General features: G+C 44.4%; 32 protein-coding genes and 1 pseudogene. 30 read left to right on the top strand and 3 right to left on the bottom strand.

Annotated features, from left to right (window positions below):
* Window positions 1-146: 146 nt before the first annotated feature.
* The gene (locus WC526_04545) at window positions 147-1,469 is read right to left on the bottom strand and encodes a hypothetical protein (protein MFA5062387.1); all 1,323 of its coding nucleotides are present in this window, start codon (window positions 1,467-1,469) and stop codon (window positions 147-149) included.
* A 57-nt stretch (window positions 1,470-1,526) separates the two neighbouring features.
* Between WC526_04545 and WC526_04540 the strand changes: the two genes are divergently transcribed.
* A complete protein-coding gene (locus tag WC526_04540) occupies window positions 1,527-1,835 on the top strand; it encodes a hypothetical protein (GenBank protein ID MFA5062386.1) in 309 nt (102 codons plus the stop codon).
* Between the two features lie 70 nt (window positions 1,836-1,905).
* On the opposite strand, the gene tgt is transcribed toward WC526_04540, so the two are convergent.
* Window positions 1,906-3,045, bottom strand: a complete 1,140-nt coding sequence (gene tgt, locus WC526_04535; GenBank protein ID MFA5062385.1) for a tRNA guanosine(34) transglycosylase Tgt — start codon at window positions 3,043-3,045, stop codon at window positions 1,906-1,908.
* An 82-nt stretch (window positions 3,046-3,127) separates the two neighbouring features.
* Between tgt and WC526_04530 the strand changes: the two genes are divergently transcribed.
* The 7 genes from WC526_04530 to fusA all read left to right on the top strand — a co-directional run bounded on the left by WC526_04530 (window position 3,128) and on the right by fusA (window position 10,341).
* The gene (locus tag WC526_04530; GenBank protein MFA5062384.1) at window positions 3,128-3,658 is read left to right on the top strand and encodes a hypothetical protein; all 531 of its coding nucleotides are present in this window, start codon (window positions 3,128-3,130) and stop codon (window positions 3,656-3,658) included.
* On the top strand, window positions 3,655-5,676 hold the full coding sequence (locus tag WC526_04525; protein MFA5062383.1) for a UvrD-helicase domain-containing protein: 2,022 nt from the start codon (window positions 3,655-3,657) through the stop codon (window positions 5,674-5,676). The genes WC526_04530 and WC526_04525 overlap by 4 nt, the downstream gene beginning before the upstream one ends.
* 10 nt (window positions 5,677-5,686) lie before the next feature.
* A complete protein-coding gene (locus WC526_04520; protein MFA5062382.1) occupies window positions 5,687-6,529 on the top strand; it encodes a hypothetical protein in 843 nt (280 codons plus the stop codon).
* Between the two features lie 139 nt (window positions 6,530-6,668).
* A complete protein-coding gene (locus WC526_04515; GenBank protein ID MFA5062381.1) occupies window positions 6,669-7,118 on the top strand; it encodes a hypothetical protein in 450 nt (149 codons plus the stop codon).
* 196 nt (window positions 7,119-7,314) lie between these two features.
* Window positions 7,315-7,743, top strand: coding sequence for a 30S ribosomal protein S12 (rpsL, locus tag WC526_04510; GenBank protein MFA5062380.1), 429 nt, complete (start codon window positions 7,315-7,317; stop codon window positions 7,741-7,743).
* A 34-nt stretch (window positions 7,744-7,777) separates the two neighbouring features.
* Window positions 7,778-8,254 carry a 30S ribosomal protein S7 gene (rpsG, locus tag WC526_04505; protein ID MFA5062379.1) on the top strand — a complete coding sequence of 159 codons (477 nt, stop codon included), beginning with the start codon at window positions 7,778-7,780 and terminating at the stop codon, window positions 8,252-8,254.
* Between the two features lie 11 nt (window positions 8,255-8,265).
* Complete coding sequence (gene fusA / locus WC526_04500) at window positions 8,266-10,341, top strand: elongation factor G (GenBank protein MFA5062378.1); 2,076 nt, start codon at window positions 8,266-8,268, stop codon at window positions 10,339-10,341.
* A gap of 391 nt (window positions 10,342-10,732) precedes the next feature.
* Here the strand turns inward: fusA and WC526_04495 are convergent, their stop codons facing one another.
* Entirely contained in the window at window positions 10,733-12,520 is a 1,788-nt protein-coding gene (locus tag WC526_04495; protein MFA5062377.1) for a right-handed parallel beta-helix repeat-containing protein, read from the bottom strand.
* 70 nt (window positions 12,521-12,590) lie between these two features.
* Between WC526_04495 and WC526_04490 the strand changes: the two genes are divergently transcribed.
* The 22 genes and pseudogenes from WC526_04490 to rplO all read left to right on the top strand — a co-directional run bounded on the left by WC526_04490 (window position 12,591) and on the right by rplO (window position 23,672).
* Window positions 12,591-12,998: a hypothetical protein gene (locus WC526_04490; protein MFA5062376.1), complete on the top strand. Its 408-nt coding sequence runs from the start codon at window positions 12,591-12,593 to the stop codon at window positions 12,996-12,998.
* A gap of 180 nt (window positions 12,999-13,178) precedes the next feature.
* Window positions 13,179-14,372, top strand: a complete 1,194-nt coding sequence (gene tuf, locus WC526_04485; protein ID MFA5062375.1) for an elongation factor Tu — start codon at window positions 13,179-13,181, stop codon at window positions 14,370-14,372.
* Between the two features lie 58 nt (window positions 14,373-14,430).
* Entirely contained in the window at window positions 14,431-14,781 is a 351-nt protein-coding gene (gene rpsJ, locus WC526_04480) for a 30S ribosomal protein S10 (GenBank protein ID MFA5062374.1), read from the top strand.
* Window positions 14,782-15,006: 225 nt separating this feature from the next.
* Window positions 15,007-15,594, top strand: a pseudogene (gene rplC / locus WC526_04475) (50S ribosomal protein L3).
* Window positions 15,595-15,700: 106 nt separating this feature from the next.
* Complete coding sequence (gene rplD / locus WC526_04470; GenBank protein ID MFA5062373.1) at window positions 15,701-16,330, top strand: 50S ribosomal protein L4; 630 nt, start codon at window positions 15,701-15,703, stop codon at window positions 16,328-16,330.
* A 2-nt stretch (window positions 16,331-16,332) separates the two neighbouring features.
* On the top strand, window positions 16,333-16,785 hold the full coding sequence (rplW, locus tag WC526_04465; GenBank protein ID MFA5062372.1) for a 50S ribosomal protein L23: 453 nt from the start codon (window positions 16,333-16,335) through the stop codon (window positions 16,783-16,785).
* Between the two features lie 10 nt (window positions 16,786-16,795).
* Entirely contained in the window at window positions 16,796-17,638 is an 843-nt protein-coding gene (gene rplB, locus WC526_04460; protein ID MFA5062371.1) for a 50S ribosomal protein L2, read from the top strand.
* A gap of 8 nt (window positions 17,639-17,646) precedes the next feature.
* Window positions 17,647-17,994: a 30S ribosomal protein S19 gene (gene rpsS, locus WC526_04455; protein MFA5062370.1), complete on the top strand. Its 348-nt coding sequence runs from the start codon at window positions 17,647-17,649 to the stop codon at window positions 17,992-17,994.
* Between the two features lie 9 nt (window positions 17,995-18,003).
* Window positions 18,004-18,366, top strand: coding sequence for a 50S ribosomal protein L22 (gene rplV / locus WC526_04450; GenBank protein MFA5062369.1), 363 nt, complete (start codon window positions 18,004-18,006; stop codon window positions 18,364-18,366).
* Between the two features lies 1 nt (window position 18,367).
* Window positions 18,368-19,066 carry a 30S ribosomal protein S3 gene (gene rpsC / locus WC526_04445; GenBank protein MFA5062368.1) on the top strand — a complete coding sequence of 233 codons (699 nt, stop codon included), beginning with the start codon at window positions 18,368-18,370 and terminating at the stop codon, window positions 19,064-19,066.
* A gap of 8 nt (window positions 19,067-19,074) precedes the next feature.
* Window positions 19,075-19,488, top strand: a complete 414-nt coding sequence (rplP, locus tag WC526_04440) for a 50S ribosomal protein L16 (protein MFA5062367.1) — start codon at window positions 19,075-19,077, stop codon at window positions 19,486-19,488.
* Between the two features lies 1 nt (window position 19,489).
* On the top strand, window positions 19,490-19,684 hold the full coding sequence (gene rpmC / locus WC526_04435) for a 50S ribosomal protein L29 (GenBank protein ID MFA5062366.1): 195 nt from the start codon (window positions 19,490-19,492) through the stop codon (window positions 19,682-19,684).
* Window positions 19,685-19,688: 4 nt separating this feature from the next.
* Entirely contained in the window at window positions 19,689-19,949 is a 261-nt protein-coding gene (rpsQ, locus tag WC526_04430) for a 30S ribosomal protein S17 (protein ID MFA5062365.1), read from the top strand.
* Between the two features lie 7 nt (window positions 19,950-19,956).
* Window positions 19,957-20,328: a 50S ribosomal protein L14 gene (gene rplN / locus WC526_04425; protein ID MFA5062364.1), complete on the top strand. Its 372-nt coding sequence runs from the start codon at window positions 19,957-19,959 to the stop codon at window positions 20,326-20,328.
* Between the two features lie 8 nt (window positions 20,329-20,336).
* Entirely contained in the window at window positions 20,337-20,645 is a 309-nt protein-coding gene (gene rplX / locus WC526_04420) for a 50S ribosomal protein L24 (protein ID MFA5062363.1), read from the top strand.
* A gap of 4 nt (window positions 20,646-20,649) precedes the next feature.
* The gene (rplE, locus tag WC526_04415; GenBank protein ID MFA5062362.1) at window positions 20,650-21,192 is read left to right on the top strand and encodes a 50S ribosomal protein L5; all 543 of its coding nucleotides are present in this window, start codon (window positions 20,650-20,652) and stop codon (window positions 21,190-21,192) included.
* 3 nt (window positions 21,193-21,195) lie between these two features.
* Window positions 21,196-21,381 carry a type Z 30S ribosomal protein S14 gene (locus WC526_04410; GenBank protein ID MFA5062361.1) on the top strand — a complete coding sequence of 62 codons (186 nt, stop codon included), beginning with the start codon at window positions 21,196-21,198 and terminating at the stop codon, window positions 21,379-21,381.
* Window positions 21,382-21,398: 17 nt separating this feature from the next.
* On the top strand, window positions 21,399-21,788 hold the full coding sequence (gene rpsH, locus WC526_04405; GenBank protein MFA5062360.1) for a 30S ribosomal protein S8: 390 nt from the start codon (window positions 21,399-21,401) through the stop codon (window positions 21,786-21,788).
* A 5-nt stretch (window positions 21,789-21,793) separates the two neighbouring features.
* Complete coding sequence (gene rplF, locus WC526_04400; protein MFA5062359.1) at window positions 21,794-22,342, top strand: 50S ribosomal protein L6; 549 nt, start codon at window positions 21,794-21,796, stop codon at window positions 22,340-22,342.
* Window positions 22,343-22,356: 14 nt separating this feature from the next.
* Window positions 22,357-22,731 carry a 50S ribosomal protein L18 gene (rplR, locus tag WC526_04395; GenBank protein ID MFA5062358.1) on the top strand — a complete coding sequence of 125 codons (375 nt, stop codon included), beginning with the start codon at window positions 22,357-22,359 and terminating at the stop codon, window positions 22,729-22,731.
* Between the two features lie 15 nt (window positions 22,732-22,746).
* A complete protein-coding gene (gene rpsE / locus WC526_04390) occupies window positions 22,747-23,226 on the top strand; it encodes a 30S ribosomal protein S5 (GenBank protein ID MFA5062357.1) in 480 nt (159 codons plus the stop codon).
* A gap of 5 nt (window positions 23,227-23,231) precedes the next feature.
* Window positions 23,232-23,672, top strand: coding sequence for a 50S ribosomal protein L15 (gene rplO / locus WC526_04385; protein ID MFA5062356.1), 441 nt, complete (start codon window positions 23,232-23,234; stop codon window positions 23,670-23,672).

Genomic DNA, 23,672 nt, shown 5'->3' with positions numbered 1-23,672 from the left:
AATGAGTGAGTATATATGGGAATATGATAGCTTTTTTTCGGCAAAACGGCAAGTGCTTAACAAGCGCTCAAAATGAAGACAACCCGCGGGTGCGGGTTGTGGAGGGGTGGGAGAAGCATGGCCGTTGGGCCGGCTTCTACGGAGGGCTAGCGCATTTCGCGGATGGACTTGTCCCAGTGGTGATAGTAGATGAGGTGAGCCAGATCTTCGTCCCAGGAAACCACCTTCAGGCGGTCGCTGGCGCGCAGCGGATCCAGCTCAATACGGCCGTTGGGCGGGATGGAGTCGGTAATAAATACCCGCGTGATCGGGCAGAGTTCAGAAGAGAGGATCTTGGGAGCATCGCCACAGAGCACGCCGTGGATCGCCGCCGCCCAGTAGTCGGCTGCGTCATACTGCCGGAGCACTGCCTCGGCGGTGTGCACAGTGGTGATGCCGGTGGCGATCTCGTCGTCAAAGCCAATAGCCAGCGCGTCCTTCAAGGCGCTCGTGTCACCGGCCAAGCCGAGGAGTTCAGAATGGGTGTCGCTGTTGCGGCGTTTTTGGCCGCAGACCACCGGCAGCTTGATGTTGAGATTCTTCTCGACTTCGGCAATGACGCGCATGAACTTCTTGTAGGCGCCATCGTCAGGGAGAACCAGGCAGATGCGTTTGAACTTCTCAAGCGCATCCGAGACCGCCCTTGTGAGCACGCGACGGGCGAGCGTTACCTCGGTGATGAGACCGACCTGCGCTGCCATGACCACCTGGGGTGCGTGCAGGTCCGGAGCGATGATACGATCCAGATGGCCGTAGGAGGCGGAGACGATCATGTGAACGATGTGGGAAGCAAGAGCGAATTCAAGCGCCCCCTCGTCCTTGTCTGATCTGCCTAGGGGCAGATAGCCGGTTACGATTGAGATTCTGGCGGCCCGGCGGCCGACCAGATAACCCAGAGCCAACTGGAGTTGGGTGAGCATCTCGTAGGTGCCAGGTCCGCTGGTGAGGATGACGCAGTCGTGGCCGCCGATGTGGTCCTTGCTCAGGCGCACGACCGGCTCCTTGTTGCTGCGGGTGTTGAATTCGGGCACGACGATGTCCACCGGCGTGTCTTTCTCGTGCTCTTCGATGAGCTTCTTGGTGGTGCTGGCCAGTTCCACGAATCCCGGCATGGGCACCAGGGTCAGCCCGCCGTTGCGGTTATGTCTGGCTTGTTCGGCCAGCCGTTTGAGAGTGTCGGCCAGCTCCACGAAAAACGTTGGCATCTGTACCGTCGTAGTACCAACTTTTTCTGCGACGTATGTAGCCGCATCTTGCATCAGTCGGCTGATGAAGGAGGGAATAGTGGAACCCAGAACCTTCTCAAGGTTGTCTGACATCCGTATATCCTTTCCGCTTTCGCGAAATGCGTTGTTAAAGGTGCGAACTTTGTCTGCATTGTAGGCAATAGCGAGTTGCGTGTCAATAAAATTTTGATGTTGACTGTGCATATGTGGATGAGATAGAATAGGTATAATCAAATTTTAATTAATTTTTAATAAAAATATATGCCAGAAAGAACCTTCGTGCCCCCTGATTATTATAAGGGGAGCAGTGATTATCCGGAATCAAAAAAGTTTAGCACAAAATGGTTAAGTCAGGATTGGGGACCGGAAAAAACTGCCATTATCAGAGAATCATTGCTTAAATGGGAAGCGGCCAAAGATATGAAACAGGCGGAAATATTTCAGGATGAAATATCCGAAGAGTTGGGTGAATCCTTAGACGTGCAAGATTTGAAGGCATTATTAAGTGATCTAAGAGGTGAAAAAGTGGAATTGCATGAAGATGAGGAAGAAAGCGAAGAACATGAATAGAAAAAATTAAAAAACCGAAATTATATAAACCAGGGCCATCCGCTAAACATCATCACAAGCGAAGAAAAAACTAAATCCACTTTTGTAACAGTTCTTCAAACTTATCTTCTTTAATCGCTTCGCGCGCCTGTTTCATCAGGTTCAGCATGAAATATAAATTGTGAATGGTGGCTAAACGCATGCCGGTAATTTCTTGCGCGTTAAAAAGATGATGAAGGTAAGCGCGGGAATAATTTTGGCAGGTATGGCAGCCGCAGTTTTTGTCAATCGGACCAAGATCAAGCGCGAATTGCGCGTTGGTAATGTTAATTCTATATTTTTCCGAATTTTTTTCATGGGTAAACAGCATGCCGTGCCGGGCCAGCCGGGTTGGCGCCACGCAATCAAACATATCAACGCCATGGCTAACCGCAACCAGCATATCAAGAGGAGACAAGCCCACGCCCATGGCATAGTGCGGTTTATTTTCCGGAATAATCGGATAAACCCAATCTAAAATTTCTTTGGTCGCTTCCATGTTATAGCCGATTGATTCGCCGCCAATGGCAATGCCGTCAAAATCAAGCGCAGAAATAAATCGGGCCGAATCCTCCCTTAAATTTTTGAAATTTGAACCCTGAATAATACCAAATAAAAATTGTTTGTAATCATGTCGGTTGGTTTCTTTTTGATGTTCGGCCAAAGAGCGCTTTGCCCAATTATGGGTGCGGGTCATGGCCTCGCGGACATATTTTTCTTCTATATTATCCGGGGTGCATTCATCAAAAGCCATAATAATATCAGCGCCGAGTTTGTGCTGAATTTGGATTGCGGACTCCGGAGTGAACCGATGGGTACTGCCGTCAAGGTGTGATTTGAAAGTCGCGCCGTCTTCGTCAATGGAAACCAAGTTGGCTTCTTTTTGCGCGCCCAAACTAAACACCTGAAAGCCGCCGGAGTCGGTCAGAATCGGCCTGTCCCAGTTCATAAATTTATGCAGACCGCCGATTTGGTCAATTGTGTCTTCGCCGGGCCGTAAATGCAGATGATAAGTATTGCCCAAAATAATTTGCGCGTTGATGTTTTTTAAATCATCGCAGTCCAAAGTTTTCACACTGGCTTGCGTGCCGACAGGCATAAAAATAGGGGTGGCAATATCCCCATGGTCAGTGTGGATTACGCCAGTCCGGGCATAGCAGTTTTTGTCTTTGTGGGTTAGTTCAAAAAACATAGTTAACAGCCATCTTAACATTCTTTGACCGAGAAATCAAGATTTGCTATGATACGGGAACTTAACGCATAAAATAATTACTATGGTAAGAGAAATTAAAAGAACTGAATACAAAGGAACTTATAAGGATAAATACCGGCTTGATGAAGACATCCCGCATGTTGGTACTCTGGCAGATGAATACAACAGTGATGGCTGGGAAAAAGTTCGTCTTGGTTATGTGGAGATTTTTGAAGAAGATGGTGTGAAATACGCGCGTGTTACTGAAAAAGGGCGGGCGCCTATCGCCGGTATTCGGATTGATATTGCCAAAGGCGACCAACACAAACAAACTCAAGGGCAGGAAAAAATGGGTACGACCGCGTATAGAAATCTTATACGTACTGCTATTACAAATATTTATGGGAAAGATTTTGAAGCTGACTTGGTTGATCAGACGCCAAATGAAACAAGAAAACCTCACAAGTATACCATGTATGTCAGACCAAGGATTGAAACCAAGGCCAATAGAGGAAAGTTTCAGATGAAATTAGACGGGACTTTGGAAGAAATATCAAACAAACTTGACGACAAGATGATCGGCAAAGCAAAAACCAAAGTCGGCAACTTATGATTGACTTCTCTTCGGAGCTCAACCAGGAACAATTGGCTGTTGTCTATGGCGGCGACGGCCCGTGTTTAGTTTTAGCCGGAGCAGGCAGTGGCAAGACGCGCGTGATTACTTATCGCGTGGCGTATTTATTAGCAAACGGCGTCAGTCCGGAAAATATTTTACTGGTGACTTTTACCAACAAAGCGGCCGACGAGATGTCGTCTCGGGTGCAAAAACTCACCGGTAGCGATCAGAAATTGCCCTGGTCCGGAACTTTTCATCATATTGCTTATAAAATTTTACGCATCTACGCGCCGCTTTTGGGTTACAAAGAAAATTTTACGGTTTTGGATAGTGACGACAGCGAGTCCTTAATCAAATTATGTGCCAAACCGCTCAAGACCGAAAATACCAAATTTCCGTCAGCCAAAATAATCGGTTCAATAATCAGTTACGCCCGCAATTGCGAAAAAAATATTGAGGAAGTTATTGGTTTGCGTTATGAACAATGGTTTCCATACACGGATGTCATAAAAAATATTGCCGGTGATTATTATAAAAAGAAAAAAGAGGCGAATGCCATGGATTTTGATGATTTACTGACAAATTTTTTACTTTTGCTTAATTCTGAACGTGTTTGGCAAAAATATGCCGGGCAGTTTAAATATATTTTGGTTGATGAATATCAGGATACAAACAAAATTCAGGCCGAAATCATAAAAAAATTAGCCGGAGTTCATAAAAATATTTTAGTGGTGGGTGATGACGCCCAAAGCATTTATTCTTTCCGGGCTGCCGACATTCAAAATATTTTGCAGTTTGAAAAGGATTACCCGAACGCGAAAATTTTTAAGTTGGAAACCAATTACCGCTCCAGCCAGGAGATTTTGGATCTGGCCAACGGCGTGATTGCTAATAATTTAAGACAGTATAAAAAGAAATTAAAAACCTTGTCGCAATCGGGCTTGAAGCCCGCGCTTCATCCGCAAATGGATGCAGAGAGCGAGGCGCAGTTTATTGTGCAAAAAATTTCTGAATCCATTGACCAAGGCCTGCCGGAAAAAGAAATCGCCGTGCTGTTTCGCGCCGCTCATCACTCGCAAATGCTGGAAATGGAACTGGTCAAAGCCGGCATCCCATATGACTACCGCGGCGGTTTGAGATTTTTTGAACGCGCGCATATAAAAGACGTTTTGGCGTATTTGCGAGTCATGAATAATTTGGCCGACACCGCGGCTTGGATGAGAATTTTGATGAAAGAGGAGGGAATCGGCCCGTCAGCCACAGCCAAATTGGTTGAATATATAAAGAAGATAGCCGATGTTGATGAGATTAAAAATATCGGGTCAGAAATTTTAGGCGAACGCGCCAAACAGGGTTGGTATAATTTTACGAGAATTTGGGAGGCGATGTTGGAAACTCCCAAACATCCGGTCAAACTTATTGAAACAATAATGTCTTCTCCGTATAAAGATTATTTGGAAGCGGAATATATTGACAGTAAAGACAGAATAGAAGATATAGAACAGTTAAAAATTTTTGCGAATAAATATAAGGACTTGGAAGAATTTTTGGCCGAGTCAAGTTTACAGGAAGGTTTTAATAAAAACGCGCTGGGAAAGTTTTCCAAAAACCAGGACAAAATAGTTCTTTCCACAATTCATCAGGCCAAAGGCCTGGAATGGGCAGAGGTATTTCTGATTAATTTGTCGGGCGGCGCGTTTCCCAATGACCGGGCGCTTAGAGAAGCCGGTGGGCTTGAAGAAGAACGGAGATTGTTCTATGTGGCCATCACCCGCGCCAAGAAACATTTATTTTTAACCTATCCGATGGCCGGCGGGGGCTGGGGCGACTCTTCTTCTTCGCCCAGCTTGTTTTTATCTGAAATAAGCGCCGACCTCTTGGAAGATCATTCGTTATTGTCGGATAGCAGCACGGTTTTAAATGATGACAGCGAGGATGTACACTACTTTACAGAAGACGATAAACCGTTTAGAATAAAGCCAGGTAGTTTTTTGCGTAGTGTAGAGGATCTTTAATATATTTAATATGTTTCGGGAATCAAATCACGACGGTCACGACGAAACAGGGGGCATACCAATACCGGTAAAACCGGACACTTCCGGCGCAGAATCCGGTGTGTACGATGTGATGTTTGTAGACCAATCTCCGGAAGAGATTTCTTTAAGCAAGGTTTTAAACGATATAGAGCAACAGGATGGCGGTTTAAATCCCGCCGATATTTATTTTGATACTGATGAAAAATTAGCCGGCGGATTTAAAGAATTTAAATCAAAGCGTCTTGAGGTGTATAGGCAGTTTGCCGAGGTTTTTATTTTTTTCAAAGAGCTAAGTTCAAAAATGCCATCAAAACGTTCATCAGAACCAATTTTAGATGAATCTCTCGTGGAGATGACGAAGTTGGTGCAGAATAAAGAAAAAGAAAGAACGCAATTAATAAATGCTTTGCTGGAGCTTCAAAGAGAAGGCGGGCGATATAGAAATTTAGCCGAAGAAAGATATGCGGATTTTTTAAAGGCGGTTGCAGAACTTGAAACCGAATTCGGTCATTTTGAAAAACAGGTTAAGGATAAAGAATATATTTTTACCAGAGTGAAAAAGCAATACAGTAAAGAATATAGAGAGTTGGATGAAATAGTAAAAAAGAAAAAGGGGAGAGAGGCGGAAATAAAAGGAGAGGAAGCGTGGAAAAAAATGGCCGCTAACATAGAAAATGTTAAAAGTGAAATAAATAAAGAATGGGAAATGAAAAAAAAGGAAGTTGATCTGTTTAAGCGGAAGCTGTCATTATTGAAACAGACCGTGAGGGTTTTGGAAATTTATCAGCGGTTGGATGAAATAAAACTTAAAAAATTGCAGGAAATAGCTTAACAGACAGTCAAAATAAAAAGGAGGGACAAAGTTTTTCGCCAAGCTTCACTAGTGCTCAAAACTTTGTCCCTCCTTTTTATTATTGACAAATACCCAAAATAATGGTAAATAATCATGTTGGCAATTTAGGAGGGTTGTCATGGCCAAGGAGACAGGAGAAGGAGTCCAACCTCTCAACCTCCTTTTCACCAAGGAAGGGTCAGAGATCAATCTGATGTACCTGGAGGGGATTATGACCCTCCGGCAGACCAGGCAGTATCTGGTGGACAACCGGCTGGGCGGTAATCCGATCCTGCTCGTGAAGTTCTACGACAACTGGTTCACCAGCCTATTGCGTTCCTTCTTGGTCGGTTCTGATGCCAGTGACGACTTTCACGATGTGTTGGTGGAGACCTATTCGGCCGCTTTCCTAGACCGGGAGGAGTACTCACTGGAAACCGAGATCCTGGCCAAGATCATAGACGGCCTGCGCAGCAGCAAGAGGTTCGCCGCCGCCTATGGCGACTTGATGTCGGGCATCCGCAAATGTGCCAGGCGCAAGGCCAGGAAGATGACCGAGCCCCAGCGTCGGTTCGGGGAGGGCAAGTAGCATGCATGCCCACAAGTGCTCTTTGTTTCGCTCGCATCGACCATTCGGTGCGGGCTGTTTTTTTACACAGCCCAGCCCTTGACATTAATTGAGTTGTCATATATTATATTGCCAGAACGTCGTAAAACTCGTGGCTGGGCAAATTCGTTCAGCTTTTTTGTTAGAAAATTTTAAAATTATTTATTAATATCGGGCTATGCCTACAATCAACCAGTTAATTAGAAAAGGCAGACACAGCAAGGTAAAAAAGAGCAAAGTTCCGGCTTTGCAGTTTACCTTAGATACTCTTCATCGCAAGAAAACTGTTTTTGCCAAAGGCACTTCTTTTAAAAGAGGTGTTTGCACAAAAGTTTATACAACCACACCAAAGAAACCAAACTCGGCTTTGCGCAAGGTCGCTAAAGTCCGCCTGTCAAACGGTATGGAAGTCATTGCCTATATTCCGGGCGAGGGCCACAATTTGCAGGAACACTCAATCGTTTTGCTTCGCGGCGGCCGCGTGAAAGATTTGCCGGGCGTGCGCTACCACATTGTGCGCGGTGTTTATGATACCCAAGGAGTTGAAGCCAGGAGACGCGGCAGAAGTTTATATGGAGCCAAGAAACCGAAAGCGGCCAAGAAATAATTATTTAAACTGAAATAATTTAAATTGAAATAATATGCGCGGTGGACGACTAAAAATTAAAAGAATAATCAATCCGGATCCAAAATACGGCAGTGTTGTTTTGGCCAAATTCATAAATCACATTATGGAGAGGGGCAAAAAATCAACCGCTCAAGATATTGTTTATTCCGCGTTTGATAAAATTGCCGCGGCCGAAAAAGATCCGATGAAAACTTTTGAAGAGGCCATAAAAAATGTTCAGCCCCAGGTTGAGGTGCGCTCACGCCGAGTGGGCGGCGCCAACTACCAGGTGCCGATGCCGGTATCGGTCAGCCGACAAAATGCCTTGTCATTTAGATGGATAATCGGCGCGGCCCGGGCCAAAAAAGGCCAGCCAATGGCTGATAAATTGGCAACCGTGTTGCTTGACAGCGCCCAAGGCGTTGGCGATGCCATGAAGAAGAGAGATGAAGTGCACCGAATGGCTGAAGCCAACAAGGCCTTTGCTCACTTTGCCCGTTTCGCCAAGTAATTTATATTTATATGCCTCGTGAATACACATTAGAAAATACCAGAAATATAGGTATCATGGCCCATATTGATGCCGGTAAAACCACAACCACTGAACGTGTTTTGTTTTACACCGGTAAGAAACATAAAATCGGCGAGGTGCATGAAGGCGCCGCCGAAATGGACTGGATGGAACAGGAAAAAGAGCGTGGTATCACCATCACTTCAGCCGCCACCACTTGTTTTTGGAAAGGAAAGCGCATCAACATAATTGATACTCCGGGCCATGTGGACTTTACCGTGGAAGTAGAGCGATCTTTGCGCGTGCTTGACGGAGCTGTGGCCGTGTTTGACGGTTCACAGGGTGTTGAACCTCAATCAGAAACGGTCTGGCATCAGGCCGATAAATATAATGTGGCGCGCGTTGCTTTTGTAAATAAAATGGATAAGCTTGGCGCCGATTTTTACATGAGCTTATCTTCAATTCGGGAAAGATTATCCAAAAATGCTTATCCGGCTCAACTGCCAATCGGCGCTGATAGCACCTTTTCCGGCATAGTTGATTTGATAGAGGAAAAAGCATACAAATTTGAAGGTCAACATGGAGAAAATGTTATTGAAATTCCCATTCCGGAAGATATGGTTGAATCGGTAAAAAAATACCGCGCCGAATTGGTTGAAAAAGCCGCTGAAGCCAACGATGAATACATGAGTAAATATTTAAACGGTAATGCTTTGACCAACGAAGAAATACGAAGCGCTTTGCGCACGTTGACTCTTAAAGGCCAGATTTATGTTGTTCTGTGCGGTTCGGCTTTGGGAAATATTGGCGTCCAGCAAATGTTGGATGCGGTAGTTTGGTATTTACCGGCGCCGACCGATTTGCCTCCGGTAAAAGGTATCAATCCGGATACTGAAGCGGAAGAGTTAAGAAAAGCGGATGACAGCGAACCGTTTTCCGCCTTGGCGTTTAAGATTGCCACTGATCCGTTTGTGGGAAAATTAATCTTTTTCCGTGTTTATTCCGGACATGTCAGCGCCGGCAGTTATTTGTATAATTCTTCAAACGGTACCAAAGAAAGATTGGGCAGAATTGTGCGTATGCACGCCAATCACCGCGAAGATGTGACTGATGTTTATGCCGGAGAAATTGCGGCGGCCATTGGTTTAAAGAGCACGTTCACCGGAGATACCTTGTGTGATGAAAATCATCAGATTGTTCTTGAAAAAATTATCTTCCCGGAACCGGTTATCTCGGTGGCTATTGAACCCAAAACTAAAGCTGATCAGGAAAAAATCGGCATGGCCCTGCAAAAGCTTACCGAAGAAGACCCGACCTTTAGGGTTCATACCGATGAAGAGACCTTGCAAACCATTATTGAAGGCATGGGTGAATTGCATTTGGATATTATTGTTGATCGCATGCGCCGGGAGTTTAAGGTTGAGGCCAATGTCGGCAAGCCGCAGGTTGCCTATAAAGAGACCGTTAAAGCGACTGCCGAGGCCGAAGGCAAATACATTAAACAATCAGGCGGCCGCGGTCAGTATGGCCATTGCTGGCTTCGGGTTGAGCCCCAGGAGCAAGGCAAGGGCGTTGAGTTTGTTGATGAGGTAAAAGGCGGCGTGATTCCTAAAGAATTTATCCCTGCTATCAGAAAAGGTGTTGAAGATGCGGTTACTCGCGGCATACAGGCCGGTTACCCGGTGGTTGATGTGAAAGTTATTTGTTATGATGGTTCATACCATGAGGTTGACTCATCTGAAGCGGCTTTCAAGATGGCCGGCTCAATGGCTTTTCAAGCCGCTTGCAAAAGAGCTCATCCGGTGATTTTGGAACCGATAATGAAAGTGGAGGCCGTTACTCCGGAACAATATATGGGCGATGTGATCGGCGATTTGAATTCCAAACGCGGACAGATTCAGGAAATGTTTGATAGAGGCCAGATGAAAGTCGTAAAAGCAATAGTACCGCTTGCGAGTATGTTTGGTTATGCTACCACCTTGCGCAGTATTTCACAGGGCCGTGCCAGTTCCACCATGGAATTTGGCCACTATGCCGAGGTGCCGACCAATGTGGCTGCCGAAATTATTGCCGGCAGACAGAAATAGTTCTTGTTGTGCGCTCATAGGCGTTTTAAACTCAAAAAAACAACCCCCTAGACAGGGGTTGTTTTTAGTAGTAAGGTGGATTCAGCCTCCGTGATGCCCTTGTCGGTTCACCCAAGGTTCCCTGATCTGTTCCGTTCGCGGGCAGAAACTCCTGTAGGATTTGAAGTCGCGGGAGGTTTCAGCTGGAACCGGGTGTGCACTATTGTGCGGATTTGCGTGGTTCGTAACTTGAGCCAAGAGCGAATTTACCGGCTAGGCTGTCCTGTCTTCGGCCCGGGAAGAAGAGTGAAGAGGTGCAAACGTCTGTGATGTGAGGTGGCCCCCTGCCTCGCTTGCGGACTATGGATTTGCCTCCTCGCCTCGACTCTCTTCTCTCCCGGGCTTTTTTTATTTAAAAAGTATTTGTGCCCATTCCGGTTGCCGGACTGCCGCTTTGCAGACGGTAATTTCCATTAGAGCCCCAAGCCGGTGAAACGAATTTTGGATCTCCATAAATATTACCGGATCCGAAGGTGTTAATTTGCGAAGAAGTATAAGCAGTATCGCCATGCTCCAGCACGTTGTCACTGCCAGGGAAATAAAAGTCGCTGTTTGAGACGGTGAAGTTGGTGCCCGGAGCTATAAATATCGGCGAGGCGTTTGGCCCGCGTGAAGAAAAGATAGAATTTTTTATGGTAAGAGTGGTCGGGGTGTTCTGATTGTCATATTGCACGTGCATCAGATAATTACCACCCAGATAATCATCAACTGTGACATGGTCAAGAGTGAACACCGCATTCGCTTTATCAGATTGCAGGACAATTGACGCCCAGGGCGTGATGTTGGAATTACCGTCGCCGCGGCCGTAAATTAAGACATTAGTCGCTTTACTACCTGTGCCCCACAACTTCAAGCCATCAGAAGAATTGTTTCTGATTACGGTGTCATGCACATTGGTATTTTCTGCTTTTGAGTCAATGCCGTCGCCTTTGTTGTGTTCGGATATTGAATTAGCGATTTCAATCGGACCGGCCGATGTTTCTATTCCAAATCCATCGGGTCTGTCATATGGGCTTGGCCCGGGTCCGCCCTGATAATAGTGGCCGCTATAAGACATGGTTGTTCCGGATATCACAACATTTTTCCAGCCGCCATTTGTGCCGGCCGGCCCGCCGATAGCGCCATAACCGGTGTAGGAAATTACGCAGTTAGTAATTTTAAGATCATTGGTGTCGCCAATATTTATACCATATTCATCAAGGTGGTGGATGTATAAATTTTCCAGAATAATATGATTGGCCGGTCCTTCAGCGCCGTTTATCCCGTCCCGGAAATCCTGCCCGTTATTGCTGGTAATTTCCAAGTCCGCAATTTTTACATAGCTTTTGTTTGAGATACTGATGGCCGCAAACATATTGTTGCCGGCTTTGAGAATTGGTCGGTTGGCCGCACTTTCTCCTTTGATGGTTACGTAGTTATTAGCAGCTCCGGATGGCGGGACAAGCATATCATTGCCATAGTCATTCAAATAATAGGTACCGGATTTTATAATCAGCGTATCGCCGGGTTTGAGTTTATCGGCTCCATAGGCCGGGCTGGCCCAGGGACTGGTTGCCGAACCGGAGTTAGAATTTTTGCCCGAGGTTGAAACATAATAGATATTGCCGGTTGCGGGTACCGGCGATGGCGCCGGAGGCGGTGAAACCTCGGCGATATCCGGAGCCCTGTAGACATAGTTGGGCCAGAAGATGTTTTTTATAACCATGACCTTGTAGCCGCTTCCGTACAAAGCGGCTGCGGTCGCCGGTGAAATTTTTGCCAAGGTGTCTTCGGTGGGGATGGTATATAATTGGCTGGAAGATTCCTGCCTGACAATATATGAACCGGGTTTAAAATTAACACCGGCTGGGTATGTGTTTGGCACGGGAATTGAATCAAGGCAGGTCTGGTCTATGGAGATATAGCCGCCATATTTGGCATGCCAGCTTTTAAAAACATCGCCATCGGGGAAATATAAAAGTTTTGAATCTTTGTTAATGAGATATATTGCCGGTTTTCCGGCGACTTTGACCATATCGCCCGGTTTTAGGTTTGTTGGGCAAGAACTGCCGAGAGCAGCGTACGCCGGTATTTGTACCGAAAATAGCGTGATAGCAGCAAAGATGGCCGCCAAAAATGTCTTTAGATAAAATTTGGTCATATTTGACTTCTTTAAATAAATGAAATACAATCAGCTTCAAGAAGGGCTAATGTTAATCTTAACAAAACCTATGAAAAATAGCCAACTGAACAAGGTCTTAAATTTGGTAAAACGCACCGGTGATAAAATGATTATTTTGGACAATGAAACGGACAATGCAATGGTAATGATGGATATTGAGGCCTATGAGAAAATTTTAAGCAATCAAAGTTCGCTGGAAGACCTGAATGAAGAACAATTGTTGGAACGAATCAATAGAGACATATCCATCTGGAGATCATACAATGAAAAAGAAAATGAGGCCTTATCAGCGTCTGAATCTGATGATGCGAAGTTCATAAAATTAGCGGAAAAAGACGCGGAAGAACCGTCCGCGTCAACAGAAGTCCAGGCAATACCCAAAATTGAGGAAGAAGATTTAAAAAATATTTCAGAAGATGAAGAAGAGGAGAAATTTTATTTAGAGCCCATAGAATAGCTAAAAGTAGCTAAATAATAGCTAAAATTAGGCAAAAATATAGTATCCACAAGCTGGCTCTTGCCAAATTTTTTATTTCTGTTATAATGTAGTTTACAATTTGTTTAAAATTAGTATAAATTTCGTCGGCTGGATACAAATCTGTACCGACCACTCGGTATAGTGCCGCGTAAGAGTTTAATTATTATGGCTGAGTTTATTAGAAACAAGCCACACGTAAACGTAGGTACTATTGGTCACGTAGACCATGGTAAAACCACTTTAACTGCTGCCATTCTGCAGGTTTTGCGCACCCGCGGCGGTGTTGCCCAGAACAAATCAGTAGATGATTTGGACAAATCTCCAGAATCAAAAGCTCGTGGTATCACCATTTCTACCGCTCACGTAGAGTATGAAACCGAAAAAAGGCACTATGCACACGTAGATTGCCCGGGCCATGCTGATTACGTAAAGAACATGATCACCGGCGCTGCCCAGATGGATGGCGCTATCTTAGTCGTTTCTGCCGCTGACGGTCCAATGCCTCAAACTCGAGAACACATCGTTTTGGCTCGTCAGGTAGGCGTGCCTTATATTGTTGTTTTCTTAAACAAAGTTGACCAGGTTTCTGATCCGGAACTGATTGACTTGGTTGAAGCCGAAGTTCGCGATTTGCTGAAGAAATACAAATTCCCCGGCGACACCACTCCAATTATCCGCGGTTCAGCTTTGCAGGCCTTGCAAAATCCAACTGATGAAAATGCCATTAAGCCAATTTTGGAATTGTTAAATACCTTGGATGAGTATATTCCTCAACCGGAACGTGATATTGATAAGCCATTCTTAATGCCAATTGAGGATGTTTTCTCAATTGAAGGCCGCGGAACTGTGGTTACCGGCCGTATTGAAAGAGGTACTATTCATATCAATGACGAAATTGAATTAGTAGGTATCCGTGATACTGCCAAAACAGTAGTTACCGGTATTGAAATGTTCAACAAATCAATGAAAGAAGCCCAGGCCGGAGATAATGTCGGCTTATTGCTTCGCGGGACTAAGAAAGAAGATGTTGAACGCGGTATGGTAACTGCCAAGACAGGTTCAATCACTCCTCATACAGAATTTGAAGCCCAGGTTTATATCTTAACCAAAGAAGAAGGCGGTCGTCACAAACCATTCTTCAAGGGCTATAAACCCCAGTTTTATGTCAGAACCACTGATGTAACCGGCGAGGTTGAATTGGCTGCTGGCACGGAAATGGTTATGCCTGGAGACACAGTATCATTTAACGTTAAATTAATTACTCCGGTTGCCATGGAAGATAAAATGAACTTTGCTATCCGCGAGGGTGGCAAGACAGTCGGCGCCGGCGTAGTAACTAAGATTATCAAATAAATAAACATGCCCCTCCGACATACGTCGGAGGGGCTGTTTTGCTCTTTAATGTACATTTATGGCAACTGCCACCAATCCAACCGCACAAAAGAAAACCGAAGAGGTAATAAGCAGGATTAGAATTAAAATCCGCGCTTATGATAATAAGATTATTGATCAGGCCACGAAAAATATCATAGACACCGCCTTAAGAAACGGCGCTCAAGTCGTCGGCCCGATACCTCTGCCAACCGAGAAGACAAAGTTTACGGTTAACCGTTCTACTTTTGTGCACAAAGATGCGCGCGAACAATTTGAAATGCGCGTTCACAAGCGTTTGATTGATATCATTAATCCGTCGGCAAAAGCCGTAGATGCCCTGATGAGTTTACAGGTTCCGGCCGGTGTTGACATTGAAATAAAAATGTAGTAGGATTAGTTCAAATACACAAGTTTATTACGGCCTAGTAAATAAGATCCATAGAGAAAACATTTATCGGGCCGCGAAAAACAAGAGGAATAAATATTGAAAATAACATTAAAATAGCCATTCAAGTTTTGAAAGGCTAGAAACAAGAGTGTTGCGAAGATTACGGTTTTTTTGGGCAATGCTGTTGTTTCTAGTTTTTGTTTACAAGAACGCTTTAATTCTAGTATGAAATTCATTTTGGGCAAAAAAATCGGCATGACACAGGTCTTTCTGGAAAACGGCCTGGTTGTTCCTGTTACCAAAGTGCAGGCCGGCCCCTGTCAGATTGTCCAAGTTAAGAATGAAAAAGGCGGGCTAAAAGCCGTGCAAATTGGTTTTGATGAAGCCAAAGAAAAGAGTTTGAGCAAACCGGAGCGCGGCCATCTTCATGATTTGAATTTAGTGAAACATCTGAAAGATTTTAAAACAGACAGCGCTGAAATAAATAGAGGCGACACCATTACGGTTGAAACCTTTTCTGCCGGAGATAAAGTGACGGTTGTCGGCCAGTCAAAAGGTAAGGGTTTTGAGGGTGTTGTCAGACGCCATCATTTCCGCGGCGGCCCGGCATCCCACGGTCACAAAGACAATTTGCGCATGCCCGGAGCTATCGGTTCCGGCGGCATCCAGAGGGTCTTTAAAGGTTTGCGTATGGCCGGACGGATGGGCGGCGAAAGAATCACGGTAAAAAATTTAGAAATAATTGAAGTGCATCCGGAAGTTAATGAACTTTACATAAAAGGCGCGGTACCGGGAGGCAGAAACGGATTTTTGGCAATCAGCGGCGAAGGCGAGTTAAAAATTAAAAAAATTGAACAGTCGGCTGTGGCCGAACAAACAGCCGCAGAACCGCAATCAGAAGTAAAAGCTGAATAATTTTATGAAGGTAAAAGTTTACAATTTAGAAGGAAAAGAAACGGGTGAAATGAATCTTTCCGACGCGGTTTTTGGCGTTAAAATAAAACCGGAAGTGGTGCACCAAGTTTTTGTGACCCAGATGAATAATCAGCGCGAACCATGGGCTGATACCAAAAATAGAGGCGAAGTTAGCGGTGGCGGCAAAAAACCATGGCCGCAAAAAGGCACCGGACGCGCCCGACACGGATCAATCCGTTCACCAATCTGGAAAGGCGGCGGCGTGACTTTTGGTCCGCTCTCAATTAGAAACTATAAAACAAAGATCAATGACAAAGTGCGCCGGTTGGCTTTAAAAATGTGTTTGAGCGATAAAGTAAACAGCGGCGCCTTCATGATTGTTGAAGATTTTAATTTTTCCGAACCGAAAACCAAGCTTTTTGCAAATTTGATAAAAGCGCTGCCGACAAAGATTAAAAATTTTTTGGTGCTGGCTCCGGGGAAGAATGAAAATTTGCTCCGCATTACCAAAAATTTGCCGACAGTTAAGACCGTACGCGCCGAAGATGTAAATGTGATGGAACTTTTAACCAGACCGGGCGTGATTATCAGCAAAGCCGGAGTAGAAACGTTAGAAAAAACTTTTAACAAATAAATATGGTTGGCTTACTAAACAATTGGCTGAATAAGAACAAGAAAGAACAGTTGAAAAAAACCGGCGAGGTTAAGGTTGCCAAAAAAGAACCGAAAAAAGCAAAGGAGGAAGCCACCACCATTACCAAAGAAACCGACGTAAAAAAAGAAAAAATAAAATTGCCGGCCGAAAGCATTGCCTACAAAATTTTAGTTAAACCGCTGGTGACCGAAAAAAGCGCGGTGGCCGAAAGCATAAATAAATACAGTTTTGTGGTCATGGCCGGGGCAAGCAAATTTCAAATCAAGAAAGCGGTTGAGGATGTTTACGGAGTGAAACCGACCAGTGTTAATATTATAAACGTAGAAGGCCGCCGGGTGCGTTTTGGCAGAACCTTTGGCCGGCGCAGTGATTTTAAAAAAGCGATTGTAACTTTGCCAAAGGGCAAATCAATTGATATCCACGTGGGAGTTTAAGATATAGAATATGCCTATTAAAATATACAAACCAACTAATAATGGCCGCCGCAACTCAAGCGTGGATGCTTTTTCAGATATCACCAAAACCAAACCGGAGAAATCTTTGGTTGTATATTTAAAATCAAAATCCGGCCGCAATAATCAGGGAATACTGACAGTTCGGCATCAGGGCGGCGGAGTAAAGAAATTTTATCGCATAGTTGATTTTAAACAAGAAAAATTTGACGCTCCGGCCACGGTTTTGGCTATTGAATATGATCCGAACCGCGGTCCGAGAATCGCTTTAGTGGAATATGCCGACAATATCAAGTCATACATTTTAGCGCCGGAAGGTTTGAAGGTTGGTGACAAGATTGTTTTTTCACAAAAGGCAATTGAAGCGAAAACCGGTTGTCGCATGCCTTTAGAATTTATGCCGGTTGGTACGTTTGTCTATAACATAGAATTAACCCCGGGCAAGGGCGGACAATTGGTTCGCGGCGCCGGCATGTCGGCCCAGTTTATCGGCGTGGAAGATAAATATGCGCAGATAAAATTGCCTTCCGGAGAAGTTAGGAAAGTTTTAAAAGAATGCGCGGCCAGCGTTGGTATTATGGGCAATTCCGATTACCGCTTAATTCGCTGGGGCAAGGCCGGCAGAAACCGCATGCGAGGCATCAGACCGAGAGTAAACGGTAAGAACATGAACCCGGTTGATCACCCGCATGGCGGCGGCGAGGGCCACAGCCCGATTGGTCAAAAGCGCGGTCCGCAGACAGTTTATGGCAAACCGGCCAGAGGCGTAAAGACCCGCACGCCGGGCAAGTGGAGTGATAAATTTATCATAAAATCAAGACGCAATAAAATCTAAGTAAATATATGTCTAGAAGTTTAAAAAAAGGCCCATTTGTAGATCCGAGAGTTTTAAGCAAGGTACTGACGATGAAAAATACAGGAAAAAAACAGCCAATTAAAACCTGGTCCAGAGCTTGTGTTATTTCTCCGGAAATGGTCGGCGTGACTTTCCTGGTGCACAACGGCAAAGATTTTATTTCGGTTTTTGTAGATGAAAATATGGTGGGCCATCGCCTGGGTGAGTTTTCTCCAACCAGAAAATTTGTCCGCCATGGCGGCAAGATGGCTAAAGAACAGGAAGCGGCCGCCACCGCCGCCGGAGCGCCGGCTCCAGCCGCCGCCGCTGCGCCGAAAAAAGAAGAGAAGAAGTAAACTACTATTATGAAACAAGAGGTAACCGCAAAATTGAATCATTTGAGAATGGGACCGCGCAAGGTCAGATTAGTCGTAGATATGATCAGAGGAAAAAAGGTGACCAGGGCTTTGGATATTTTATCATTGTCAACCAAGCGCGCGGCCAGACCGGTTTTAAAACTTTTACAATCAGCGGTTGCCAACGCCAAACACAATCATTCCTTGGCAGTAGAAAATTTGAAGGTTGAAAAGATAACAGTTGACGGCGGCGCCTCACTCAAGAGATGGATGCCGAAAGCGCATGGCCGGGCCACGCCGGTACGAGAGCGAACCTCGCATATTAATTTAGTTTTAAGCGCTAACGTAGCTAACATAGAAGAAAAGAAATAATATGGGCCACAAAGTACATCCGAAAATTTATAGAATCCCAACCATTTATACCTGGGACTCAAAATGGTTTGCCAGAAACGGCCAGATGCCTTTGTTTTTAAAACAAGAAGTTGCCATTAGAAAATTATTACAAGAAAAATTAAAAGAATCTTTGGTGGATGCCATCAGTATTGAAAGAACGCCAAAGGATATGTCCATAACCATTTTAACCGCCAAGCCGGGTATGATTATCGGCCGCGGCGGCCAGGGTTTGGAGGATTTACGCAAACAAATTGAAAGAAAAATCGTACAGATGAAACTGAAAGTGAAATTAAACGTGCAGGAGGTCAGGCAGCCGGCGCTTTCCGCGCAAATTATAGCGACCACAGCCGCCAATGACATTGTCAGACGTTTGCCGTTTAGAAGAGTAATGAAACAAATTATTGAAAAAGTCATGAGCGCCGGCGCCCAAGGAGTAAAAATTGCCATGGGCGGACGTTTAAACGGCGTGGAAATTGCCAGAACCGAAAAATTGGCTGCCGGAAAAATGTCGCTGATCACTTTGCGCAGCGATGTTGATTACGCTTTTGCGGAGGCCCATACCCTTTATGGAAAAATCGGCATTAAGGTTTGGATTTATAAAGGTGAGGCCTTTGGCAGACGGGATAAATTTGCCGGTAAAGAAGAAGCCAAATCCGGTAAGGAAGAAAAGAAATCATAATCAAGCATATGTTATATCCAAAGAAAGTTTTACATAGAAAATGGCATAAAGGCAGAAAGAGAAGCTTGGGAGTGGCTACCAGAACAACCAGGGTAGATTTTGGTGAATTCGGTATGAAATGTTTGGAACATGGCTGGATAGACAGCCGGCAGATTGAAGCGGCCCGAAGAGTTTTAACCCGATATGTCAGAAAGGGCGGAAAAATTTGGATTAGAGTTTTTCCGGATAAGCCGGTTACAAAAAAAGGAAACGAAACCCCAATGGGCGGAGGCAAAGGGTCGCCGGATCATTATGTGGCGGTTGTCAAACCCGGCACAGTGATGTTTGAAATGGGCGGCGTGCCGGAAACTGTAGCCAAAGACGCGATCAGAATGGCCGCGTTTAAAATCGGCGTTAAGACAAAATTTGTAATCAAACAATAATATGGAGTTTGCTGATCTTAAAAGCAGAAGCGAAGCGGAATTAAAAGAATTATTGAATTTGCAAAGACAGGACTTGCAGAATCTTGCTTTTCAGGCGCACAACCGGCAATTAAAGCAGGTTCATAAAATTAATTTGGTTAAGAAAACGATTGCCCGTATTTCCATGCTTTTAAAACAAATGGCAAAAAAGAAATAAATATATGGAGAAAAAACAAATCAATCCGAGAAAATTTGAAGGCCAGGTCGTTTCCGCGGCTATGAAAAAAACCATTGCCGTGCGTGTTGATGCCATGAAACTGCATGAGAAATACAACAAGTCCTATAAGGTCAGCCGTAAATATTTGGTTCATGATGAAAAGAGCGAAGCTAAACTCGGGGATATTGTCAGTTTTGTGGAATGCCGCCCCTTATCAAAAACCAAAAGATGGAGATTGGTTGAAGTTTTAAAGAAAAATACTTAAGCCGTATATGATTCAACATAGAACAATTCTGGTGGTTGCAGACAATTCCGGAGCAAAAAGATTGCAGTGCATCCGCGTGCTTGGCGGCTATAAAAAAAGATACGCCCAGCTTGGGGATGTTGTCACTTGCGCGGTAAAAGAAGCCGCTCCGCATGGCTTGGTCAAAAAAGGCGAGGTTGTGCATGTGGTGATTGTCAGACAACATAAAGAAAGACGAAGACCGGACGGCACTTATATTCGTTTTGACGACAACGCGGCCGTGTTAATTGACAGGAAAACAAAAGAACCGAAAGGCACGCGTATTTTGGGTCCGGTAGCCAGAGAATTGCGAACAAAAGGTTTTCAGAAAATTATTTCTTTAGCGCCTGAAGTTTTGTAAAATCTCATATGAAAATAAAAACCAACGATCAGGTAAAAATTATCACCGGAAAAGACAAGGGTAAGACCGGCAAGGTACTTCAGGTTTTTCCAAAGAGAGAAAGAGTGGTAGTGGAAGGCGCGAATATGATAAAAAAACACATGAAGACCCAGCGCAAAGGCGAGAAGGGCCAGACCATAGAATTGGCCGGACCGATTCATGCCAGCAATGTAGTCCTGATTTGTCCAAAATGCAGCAAGGAAACCAGGGTTGGCTATAAAACAGAAGCGAATGTCAAAAAGCGACAGTGTAAAAAATGCAACGAAGTCATTGAATAACAATATGAAAGTGAATTTATACGAAAAATACAAAAAGGAAGTTGTGCCGGCGATGAAGGCGGAATTTGGCTACAAAAATATTATGCAAACGCCAAGGGTGGCCAAAATAATTATTAATGCCGGGGTGGGCCGCTTTATTAAAGAGCCGCATTTTATAGAAAATGTGGAAAGCACGCTGACCAAGATTTCCGGCCAGAAACCGGTCAGAACCAAAGCCAAAAAATCTATTTCCAACTTTAAAATCAGAGAAGGCATGGATATCGGCGTGATGGTTACTTTGCGCGGACCGAGAATGTACCAGTTTTTAGAAAAGTTAGTTTCCATTACCTTGCCGCGCGTCCGCGACTTTAGAGGCGTGTCAGCAAAAAGTTTTGATCACAATGGAAATTATACGATTGGTTTTAAAGAAAACTTGTCTTTTCCGGAAATTAAATCGGAAGATATTGAAAAAATGCACGGTTTGCAGATAATTATCAATACGACGGCTAAAAACAAAGAAGAAGGCAAATCGCTATTAACTCATTTAGGAATTCCTTTTGTTAAGTAATATATGGCTACTCAATCGCAAATCGCAAAATCAAACCGAAAACCCAAATTTTCAACCAGAAAAGTCAGACGCTGCTGGAAATGCGGACGCGTGCATGGTTACATGGGTAAGTTCGGGTTGTGCCGTATTTGTTTTAGAGAATTGGCCAATCAAGGAAAGATTCCGGGAATTAGAAAATCAAGTTGGTAATTAATAAGATAACATTTATGATGACGGACCCTATAGCTGACATGCTAACCAGAATACGAAACGCCTCTAACGTTCATAAGAAAGAGGTTGTTGTGCCATACTCAAAATTGAAAATGGCCATTGCTGATATTTTGGTTAAGAACGGCTATTTAATTAAGGCCGAAGAAGTAAAAGAAACTCATCCGCAAATTATGCTGACCCTGAAGTATTATAACGGTCAACCGGCTATTAACAATGTCAAAAGAATCAGCAAGCCCGGACATCGCCGCTATGTTAAGAATGAGGAAATTCAGACCGTGTTAAGCGGTTTTGGTTTGGCCATTTTATCTACGCCAAAAGGATTATTAACCAACGTTGAGGCCAGAAATATGCACCTTGGCGGTGAATTAATTTGTGAAGTGTTCTAAATTATATGTCTAGAATAGGCAAAAAGAAAATTACTTTACCGTCGGGCGTCACCTTAGAGATTCAAAAGGATGAAGTTGTAGTTAAGGGTCCAAAAGGCGAGTTACGGCAGAAATTACATCCGCACGTTACGGTTGCCAAAGAAGCGGACGGTTTTAGTTTGAGCGTAGTCAGTCCGAATAATAAACAGGACAGGGCGCTTTGGGGGACTTTTGCCAGTTTGATTTTGAATATGGTGAAAGGCGTAACCGAGGGATTTAAAAAACAGCTGGAAATAAACGGCGTTGGTTTTAAAGCCGCGATGAAAGGCGCAAATTTAATGTTGGAAGTGGGTTTTTCCCATCCGGTTGAGGTTGTACCGCCACAGGGAATAAAATTTGCCGTTGAAAAAAATTTAATAACCGTGGAAGGTTTTGATAAACAGGTGGTTGGCGAAATAGCCGCGCAGATTAGACGCGTCAAAAAACCCGAGCCATACAAGGGCAAGGGTATAAGATATATTGACGAGGTGATAAGACGCAAAGCCGGCAAGACCGCCACCAAGGCCGCCGCTTAAAATGATAAATTTATATGAAAAGATTATTCAAAAAAAATAAAAATAAGCTGCGCCAGGTGAGGCACGCCAGAGTCAGAGCCACGATAGTAGGCACAGCCCTAAAGCCGAGATTATCCATATTTAGGGGCTTAAGATCTGTTACCGCCCAATTGATCAATGATGATAAGGGCCAGACCTTGTGCTATGTCAGCGCCAAAGAAGTTGTCAAACAGAAAGCCGAAAAATATGCCGGCAAGATTGGCACTGCTTATATGGTTGGAAAATTATTGGCGGAAAAGGCCAAGGCCAAAAAAATAACCAAGGTTGTTTTTGACAGAGCCGGATATAAATATCATGGCCGGGTGAAAGCGCTGGCTGAAGGCGCCAGAGAAGGCGGATTAGTGTTCTAAAGATAAAATTGATATATGAATAGACCATCAAACAGAAGAGGCGACAAACCGCGCGAAAAAAGCGAATATGATCAATATATTCTTGATTTGAGCCGCGTTACCAGAGTTACTAAAGGCGGCAAGCATTTGAGTTTTCGCGCTTGCGTTATTTTGGGCGACCGGCACGGCAAAGTCGGTTTTGGTTTGGCCAAAGGCAAGGATGTGCAGTTGGGAGTTGAGAAGGCCGTTCATCAGGCCAAAAAGAATATGATTCACGTGCCAATTGTCAATGAAACCATTCCGCACCCCATTTATTATAAATTTAAGGCCGCTACCATTATGCTCAAACCGGCCCCAAAGGGATCTGGAATTATCGCCGGCGGCGCTGTGCGTTCGCTGTTGGAATTGGCCGGCATACCGAATGTTTCCTCAAAAATTTTAGGCAAAACAAAAAATAAGGTGACAATCTTGAAGGCCGCTTTTGAGGCCCTGCAATTGTTTAAAGCAAAACAGTAATAAATATGATGTTACAACCAAACACAATTAAGCCGGCCCGTGGTTCAAAACGCAAGCGCAAAATACTTGGCCGAGGCAATGCCTCCGGCCACGGTAATTATTCTACCAGAGGCGGCAAAGGCCAGACCGCCCGTTCGGGCGGAAGCCGCGGATTAAACCTGAAGGGCTTTAAATATTTAATGGCATCAACTAAAAAATTGCGCGGTTTTCACAGTTTAAAAATAAAACCGGCCGAGGTGTATCTTAGCGATTTAGATAGAAAATATAACGAAGGCGAGGTTGTGAATTTGTCTTCTTTGAAAGAGAAGAATATAATTAACAATAACGCCAAAGCCGCCAAAGTTGTGTTTAAGGGCGATCTGGCCAAAAAATTAACCTTGGAAGGCATCATTTGCACCCCCAAAGCCGCCGAAAAAATAAAAAGCGTTGGCGGAGAAATCAAATAA

The sequence above is a fragment of the Patescibacteria group bacterium genome (assembly GCA_041649475.1).
Classification (GTDB): Bacteria; Patescibacteriota; Patescibacteriia; order Magasanikbacterales; family GWA2-37-8; genus JBAZNA01.
Note: the sequence above shows the minus strand (reverse complement) of the source record. Positions and strands in the feature narration are given on the sequence as shown.

Excerpts from the sequence above, each read along its gene's own strand:
- rpsS (MFA5062370.1), top strand. The coding sequence starts at position 17,647 with ATGTCTAGAAGTTTAAAAAAAGGCCCATTTGTAGATCCGAGAGTTTTA.
- rpsJ (MFA5062374.1), top strand. The coding sequence starts at position 14,431 with ATGGCAACTGCCACCAATCCAACCGCACAAAAGAAAACCGAAGAGGTA.
- rplO (MFA5062356.1), top strand. The coding sequence starts at position 23,232 with ATGATGTTACAACCAAACACAATTAAGCCGGCCCGTGGTTCAAAACGC.
- fusA (MFA5062378.1), top strand. The coding sequence starts at position 8,266 with ATGCCTCGTGAATACACATTAGAAAATACCAGAAATATAGGTATCATG.
- rplB (MFA5062371.1), top strand. The coding sequence starts at position 16,796 with ATGCCTATTAAAATATACAAACCAACTAATAATGGCCGCCGCAACTCA.
- rplF (MFA5062359.1), top strand. The coding sequence starts at position 21,794 with ATGTCTAGAATAGGCAAAAAGAAAATTACTTTACCGTCGGGCGTCACC.
- WC526_04540 (MFA5062386.1), top strand. The coding sequence starts at position 1,527 with ATGCCAGAAAGAACCTTCGTGCCCCCTGATTATTATAAGGGGAGCAGT.
- WC526_04515 (MFA5062381.1), top strand. The coding sequence starts at position 6,669 with ATGGCCAAGGAGACAGGAGAAGGAGTCCAACCTCTCAACCTCCTTTTC.
- rplX (MFA5062363.1), top strand. The coding sequence starts at position 20,337 with ATGAAAATAAAAACCAACGATCAGGTAAAAATTATCACCGGAAAAGAC.
- rplE (MFA5062362.1), top strand. The coding sequence starts at position 20,650 with ATGAAAGTGAATTTATACGAAAAATACAAAAAGGAAGTTGTGCCGGCG.
- rpsG (MFA5062379.1), top strand. The coding sequence starts at position 7,778 with ATGCGCGGTGGACGACTAAAAATTAAAAGAATAATCAATCCGGATCCA.
- tgt (MFA5062385.1), bottom strand. The coding sequence starts at position 3,045 with ATGTTTTTTGAACTAACCCACAAAGACAAAAACTGCTATGCCCGGACT.
- WC526_04490 (MFA5062376.1), top strand. The coding sequence starts at position 12,591 with ATGAAAAATAGCCAACTGAACAAGGTCTTAAATTTGGTAAAACGCACC.
- WC526_04410 (MFA5062361.1), top strand. The coding sequence starts at position 21,196 with ATGGCTACTCAATCGCAAATCGCAAAATCAAACCGAAAACCCAAATTT.
- rplP (MFA5062367.1), top strand. The coding sequence starts at position 19,075 with ATGTTATATCCAAAGAAAGTTTTACATAGAAAATGGCATAAAGGCAGA.
- WC526_04495 (MFA5062377.1), bottom strand. The coding sequence starts at position 12,520 with ATGACCAAATTTTATCTAAAGACATTTTTGGCGGCCATCTTTGCTGCT.
- WC526_04525 (MFA5062383.1), top strand. The coding sequence starts at position 3,655 with ATGATTGACTTCTCTTCGGAGCTCAACCAGGAACAATTGGCTGTTGTC.
- rplN (MFA5062364.1), top strand. The coding sequence starts at position 19,957 with ATGATTCAACATAGAACAATTCTGGTGGTTGCAGACAATTCCGGAGCA.
- rplW (MFA5062372.1), top strand. The coding sequence starts at position 16,333 with ATGGTTGGCTTACTAAACAATTGGCTGAATAAGAACAAGAAAGAACAG.
- rpmC (MFA5062366.1), top strand. The coding sequence starts at position 19,490 with ATGGAGTTTGCTGATCTTAAAAGCAGAAGCGAAGCGGAATTAAAAGAA.
- rpsQ (MFA5062365.1), top strand. The coding sequence starts at position 19,689 with ATGGAGAAAAAACAAATCAATCCGAGAAAATTTGAAGGCCAGGTCGTT.
- WC526_04530 (MFA5062384.1), top strand. The coding sequence starts at position 3,128 with ATGGTAAGAGAAATTAAAAGAACTGAATACAAAGGAACTTATAAGGAT.
- WC526_04545 (MFA5062387.1), bottom strand. The coding sequence starts at position 1,469 with ATGCACAGTCAACATCAAAATTTTATTGACACGCAACTCGCTATTGCC.
- rplD (MFA5062373.1), top strand. The coding sequence starts at position 15,701 with ATGAAGGTAAAAGTTTACAATTTAGAAGGAAAAGAAACGGGTGAAATG.
- rplV (MFA5062369.1), top strand. The coding sequence starts at position 18,004 with ATGAAACAAGAGGTAACCGCAAAATTGAATCATTTGAGAATGGGACCG.
- rplR (MFA5062358.1), top strand. The coding sequence starts at position 22,357 with ATGAAAAGATTATTCAAAAAAAATAAAAATAAGCTGCGCCAGGTGAGG.
- rpsC (MFA5062368.1), top strand. The coding sequence starts at position 18,368 with ATGGGCCACAAAGTACATCCGAAAATTTATAGAATCCCAACCATTTAT.
- rpsH (MFA5062360.1), top strand. The coding sequence starts at position 21,399 with ATGATGACGGACCCTATAGCTGACATGCTAACCAGAATACGAAACGCC.
- rpsL (MFA5062380.1), top strand. The coding sequence starts at position 7,315 with ATGCCTACAATCAACCAGTTAATTAGAAAAGGCAGACACAGCAAGGTA.
- WC526_04520 (MFA5062382.1), top strand. The coding sequence starts at position 5,687 with ATGTTTCGGGAATCAAATCACGACGGTCACGACGAAACAGGGGGCATA.
- rpsE (MFA5062357.1), top strand. The coding sequence starts at position 22,747 with ATGAATAGACCATCAAACAGAAGAGGCGACAAACCGCGCGAAAAAAGC.